We start from the raw sequence: 4395 nt of genomic DNA on the forward strand, positions 1-4395 counted from the left end.
TTTTAAACTACGACTCATAAACGCACCATACAAGCTATCTCTCTATTATATGCAACTTCACATAAAATTGGTATGAGGGCAATGCGTTTGCTTTGACTCAAGAGTTCTTGGATAATTTGAAAGACTATTGTGGATTTTCCAGTTCCTGCGTAGCCACACAGCAAGAAGAAGGACTCGGTAGTGGTTAGAAAGGTTCTCAATTTGTCAAGGGCTTGCTGCTGTTGCGGTTTGAGTGTGAAGGCAAATTGTGTGAGTTTCTGGGGTTGTTCTAGTAAGGCTTGAATCATTAGTTAGTGTCCATTACTAATTTTATCAACCTCTGATTAAGCGTTAGCTTGACGGGGAAGTCTTTCAAGAGTAGGTTTTTTAGATTCCTGGCAAGGGAGAGAGGGAGAGGGAGAGAGGGAGAGAGGGAGAGAGAGAGGGGGAGAGGGGGAGAGAGGGAGAGAGGGAGAGAGGGATAAGCGAAAAAGCCCGGATTTCGACTTGTTATGCCTTTAAAACTTGCCTCTTGCTTGCCCTCAATTTCTGAATTGTAAAAAACCTACCCTTGAGGGGAGAGGGGAATGGACGCTTATTAAGTAGTCCGATAATCCGTCTAATCGCTCATGATTTACGCAGCGAGAATGATTTTTTGTCATTCACAAGTGTTGCCTTTCACTGCGTTCTGCAATAGGACTTAAGTTACGCGAAAACCAGCTTTTTTTATGAAAATACTGCATTTTAGTCTTTAACTGGAGTGAAAAACCCAGTTTCTTTGGTATTTATGCGTCCAGGCCTATACAAGTAAACTCCAAATCCCAAACCCTTATGTTGCCCTTACCATTCGTAAGTCGTGTTAATAAAACTTTTAAGAAAAATAGGAAATTTTTGTGTTTTTTGTCCCAGCAAAAAAGCACCGTTCACACCTTACGAAGTGCTTGGTACTTCCCACTCATCTCGTAAATGGCGTCCTTTCTAAATCAAGTTCAGCAACTTTGGCGAGAGCTTCTAAACGCTTGTTTAATGTTTTATGGCGGGGACATTCTACAGCATACTCGTATTTAGAACCTGTATGTTGAAGTTCAGAAATTTGGCAATCAATTAAGTTGCTAAGGTTGCCGACTAGCTTTTTGACAGGTATTAGCCAAGCCTTAGCTAACGCTTTAGTACGGAACCCAATCCAAGCTCTAAAGTAGGAGCCATCTTCGCTAATTTGATAAGCCACATTGGGCGATAATTTAACAAGGGGTTCGATGCGGGCTATGCTCAAACCTTTGAGTTCTGTCAAGCTGTAACTTTGGAGTTCTCCGCTGTTCCACTGGATTTGAAATGGACGTGGATTTTCAACGTTCAAGGTAATAACTGTCCCCATTCGTTGAACTCCTTCTCGGTGCTGTAAAATGCAATAGCCCTCTCTAAATCCGTAGAAGCCTTGTTTTTTTGTTAGGTTTTCTAACTGCTGCTTCCAGGCTTCTTCCCAAGCTATGTCAAAGTCAAGAAGTTCGTAATTTTCTTCGCTCAATTGTTGAGCTATTTTTTCTTTCAACTGCTGTTTTTGGACTGGTATAACGAATTCTAAGAAGTTGTCGGGCACTTCAAGAGCTAAATACGTCTTAGCTCGGATTTTGAGGTCAGCAACAGACAAACTGCGAGCGTCTTTTAATTGCTGGGGTGCAGGAATATCTATAGTACAACTTGTCGGGTAGCCGGGAAACAAGTTGATGGGAAAGAGATAAGATTGGTCAAGAGTAGAGATGAGAATGTCGTGTTCGCTCAGCGATTCTACTTTGAAAGGAGTTGCATTACTAAATTGTATCTGTTCGGAATTAGCGAGTACGAGAGTTGTGCAAGTTGGAAGTTGTCCAGCAGTTTTTTGGGGGATAAAATTAGGAAGGAGAGAGATTTTGAGGGCGCGGATTTCGTCTAGGTTATAAGTCCAAAAAAATGAATCTTCGCCGGAAATTGCGTCCCAAGTAATTGTCACAGGTTTTTCAGTTTTGTTGAGAGAAGTAACAATACCGTATTGGTTGCCTGTTTTTACGATATCGTTTAATTTGAAGGGATGTTCTTCAGCATGTGCATCCGGCAGGAAAGGGAAAATTACTGCAACTACTTCTTGGATTTGAGAGGAGTGCTGGCTTGCTGATTCAGGAAAGGTTTTATGGGGGTTGATATTAGAGTTGTTAGCATTCATAACGGTAAGAAGTGGTGAGCTCTTAACTTCTCCCGCTAGGGGGTAGCTTTTAACTTAGAGCGTTTCTCAAGCAATGGTTCTTGCTTCTTGCATTGCCGGAAATGACTTAGTTGTTGTTAGAGGGGAGACTCTGTTGCAATAGCCAACTATACTGGTATCAGTCAGCCCTAGGAGCGTACAGCTATCAACTTTAGGATTATTACTCATATAATTAGAGAAATCGATACAAAATGCGATGGCTCTTGAGCGTCAATTAAAACTTTAATAACAAGCTCTAGTCAGTAGAGTTTAACAAACCCGGTTTTGAGCATTTATCACTCCAGTTAACAGCCCCCAGTAGATAAAAAATTACCCCAGCTATCAGTAGGAGCTGTAGCTGGGGTAATTCGCCCGAAAGCGGATATACAGCCTATTCCATGTAAGTGTGGTACACTAATTGTAGTAGATCGGTGTAAAAAATGAAACCATTACCGCTCGAATTTCGTGAAAAAATAGTTAAAGCTTATGAACAAGGTGATACATCTATTAGGAAAGTAGCTGCCCGATTTGATGTAAGTAAAGCGTTTGTCCAGAAACTCTTGAAGCAAAAACAAACCCTCGGTCATGTTCAACCCAAAAAACAGGGCGGAAGCCTTAAAAGTGTGTTATACTCGCGCACAACTGAATTGACAGAAATGGTGGAAAAATATCCTGATAGCACCTTGTCAGAATATTGTGAATATTGGCGAGAGTGCCACAAAGAATCCGTCAGCCCTAGTATGATGTGTCGCGAACTAAAAAAACAAAATCTGACGCGAAAAAAAAGACAATACGAAGTAGTCAGGCTGCCACAGAACGAGTGCAAATTCTGAGGGGTGAATATTGGGATAAAGTGAAAAATATTGACCCTGAAAACCGCGTTTTTTTTGGAGGAGATGGGCGTTTTACGGGGGTTAACACGAACCCACGCACGTTCAAGATATGGTAGTAGAGTCTATGATTTAAAACCATTTTATCGGGGTGCTAAAGTAACAGTTATTGGAGCAATCAGCTTAAAACAAGTAGTAGGATTAATGACGATGGATGGGTCGATGGATAGTCAGGCATTTGCTGTTTTTGTAGAACAATGTTTAGTGCCAAACTTATGGAAAGGGGCCGTCGTTGTTATGTATAATCTACCAGCCCATAAATTGGCGGTGATTGAACCATTGATTCAAGGGGCTGGTGCGAGTATCCTGAATTTATCACCCTATTCTCCTGACTTTAATCCGATCGAATTATGGTGGTCACAACTCAAAGCTTTTTTACGTAAGTTTTCGCCCACTACTACCAAGATGGTAGACATTTTACTAGCTACCGCGCTTGACGCGGGTTAATATTAAGCACTTCAAAAACTGGTTTACAAGCTGCTGCTACTGTACTTCATAAACTTGGAATCCGCTGTAAATGCCGTCTGCAGCAAGTCCCGGCTAGACATGTCCCATATCCTGGACGAGATACGACTTAATGAGAGATGAACCGTCCGGCGCAGTGATGGTAGTGTGGGTGTACGAATGCTTGCCCTGTTCTGAAGGCACCGTTGTCGTCTTTTCGAGTAGGTTCAGGCTGTCGTTAAGCCGATCGTCATCAACAAAATCACTTACCGCAGTCGAGTGTGCAACCAGCCGAGTGGCAACGAGGGGCGGAACGACGGCATCCTCCTCACCTTGGATGACGAGTAGTTGCAAAATTCACGGAACAATTGCAGTCACGCGGATTTCAACACGCATCGTTGGCAGTCCAAGCGCCGCCACTCCTAGCTCTGTCCAAATTGGGGCGTGGTTGGGCATGTAATGACGAAATAGCCTGACTATCACATCATTAACCTCTGGGGGAAACCCGCCAACATGGTAAGAATTGACGTGAACCACATGCTCCCAACTCGCACCAGCAGTTGCCAAGGTTCGCTCTATGTTCCGAAATGCCTGAGCAATCTCATCTGCGATCGCTTCGGGAATTTGCAGATTGTCATCCCAGCCGCCTTGGCCGGATGTCTCGACGCGATTGTCAATTTTTACCGCTTGCGAGTAATGCAAATTATTCAGCATATATTCCCCATAACCGGGGGTGACAAAAAACTCGGGCTTTTTCATTGTGTTCCTTTGTTCAGTACGTTGTGTCTATTACAGCAGATTGCAGGTTAATAGAGTACAGTTAAGATAAGTATATCAATAGCAATAATGAAACCATTACCGATCGAG

5 protein-coding genes are annotated in these 4395 nt (G+C 42.8%); 2 read left to right on the forward strand and 3 right to left on the reverse strand.

From position 1 onward, the window contains the following. Positions 1–14: 14 nt before the first annotated feature. Positions 15–287 (reverse strand): DEAD/DEAH box helicase family protein, encoded by a 273-nt coding sequence (locus QUA42_RS27375; RefSeq protein WP_333141804.1) that lies wholly within the window; start codon positions 285–287, stop codon positions 15–17. 647 nt (positions 288–934) lie between these two features. Then, positions 935–2176, reverse strand: coding sequence for a hypothetical protein (locus QUA42_RS27380; RefSeq protein WP_333141806.1), 1242 nt, complete (start codon positions 2174–2176; stop codon positions 935–937). A gap of 458 nt (positions 2177–2634) precedes the next feature. On the opposite strand from QUA42_RS27380, the gene QUA42_RS27385 reads away from it, so the two are divergent. Beyond that, on the forward strand, positions 2635–3027 hold the full coding sequence (locus QUA42_RS27385) for an IS630 transposase-related protein (RefSeq protein WP_333137407.1): 393 nt from the start codon (positions 2635–2637) through the stop codon (positions 3025–3027). A 30-nt stretch (positions 3028–3057) separates the two neighbouring features. After that, the gene (locus QUA42_RS27390; protein WP_333141808.1) at positions 3058–3531 is read left to right on the forward strand and encodes a transposase; all 474 of its coding nucleotides are present in this window, start codon (positions 3058–3060) and stop codon (positions 3529–3531) included. A 354-nt stretch (positions 3532–3885) separates the two neighbouring features. Here the strand turns inward: QUA42_RS27390 and QUA42_RS27395 are convergent, their stop codons facing one another. Then, positions 3886–4287: a RidA family protein gene (locus QUA42_RS27395; RefSeq protein WP_015179732.1), complete on the reverse strand. Its 402-nt coding sequence runs from the start codon at positions 4285–4287 to the stop codon at positions 3886–3888. Between the last annotated feature and the right edge of the window lie 108 nt (positions 4288–4395).

The organism is Microcoleus sp. Pol11C2, assembly GCF_036701505.1.
In the GTDB taxonomy this organism is placed as follows: Bacteria; Cyanobacteriota; Cyanobacteriia; order Cyanobacteriales; family Microcoleaceae; genus Microcoleus.

Excerpts from the sequence above, each read along its gene's own strand:
- QUA42_RS27375 (WP_333141804.1), bottom strand. The coding sequence starts at position 287 with ATGATTCAAGCCTTACTAGAACAACCCCAGAAACTCACACAATTTGCC.
- QUA42_RS27380 (WP_333141806.1), bottom strand. The coding sequence starts at position 2,176 with ATGAATGCTAACAACTCTAATATCAACCCCCATAAAACCTTTCCTGAA.
- QUA42_RS27385 (WP_333137407.1), top strand. The coding sequence starts at position 2,635 with ATGAAACCATTACCGCTCGAATTTCGTGAAAAAATAGTTAAAGCTTAT.
- QUA42_RS27395 (WP_015179732.1), bottom strand. The coding sequence starts at position 4,287 with ATGAAAAAGCCCGAGTTTTTTGTCACCCCCGGTTATGGGGAATATATG.